Consider the following 636-nt stretch of genomic DNA (forward strand, 5'->3'; position numbering starts at 1 on the left):
CTGATCCCCGCAGGGATGAGCGAATTGCGATTATCTATTTCGATTTCAATCGGAAACGTATTGGTCGATGCGGAGGAAACGCGACCAATATAACGTAAAATCCCCAAGTGATGCTGACCATTGATAGTTCTGACATCCGCTTGAAGACCTTCTTTACGATACTGGATATGGCGCTCGCTAACGTCGGCTTCAATAACCAGAGTCTCTAAATCAATCACTGTCGCTATTGGGTCGCCCACACCGACAAAGTCACCCACTTCGACAAAATGATGATCAACAATGCCATCAAAGGGCGCTTTAACTTCGGTATTCTTGAGAGCGGTTTGGACATTATTGAGGTTCGCTCTTGCATCGACTAACGCGGCTTCCGCAGTCGCAAAGGCCACCTCGCCTTGTAACCCCCTGCTTTTGAGCGATTTTGCGGCATTAAACTCCTTTTCTTTCACTCGCAGCATGGCCTGAGCGCGTTTGAGCTGACTGTCCAAATCCCGCTTATCAATGTTAGCAATCACTTGTCCTTGCTTAACAAGTTGCCCTTTATTGATGTTGAGACTGACAATTTTGCCGGCCACTTCTGCACCAAGACGAGCTTGGCGATTAGGTGCGGTTCGGCCATAAAGTTCTATCGTTTTACTG

At 47.6% G+C, this 636-nt stretch carries 1 pseudogene; it reads right to left on the minus strand.

The window, feature by feature from the left end:
* Positions 1 to 636: pseudogene (vmeJ, locus tag R7Q11_RS27220) on the minus strand (multidrug efflux RND transporter periplasmic adaptor subunit VmeJ); the annotation flags it as partial.

This window comes from Vibrio sp. 970 (genome assembly GCF_033339075.1).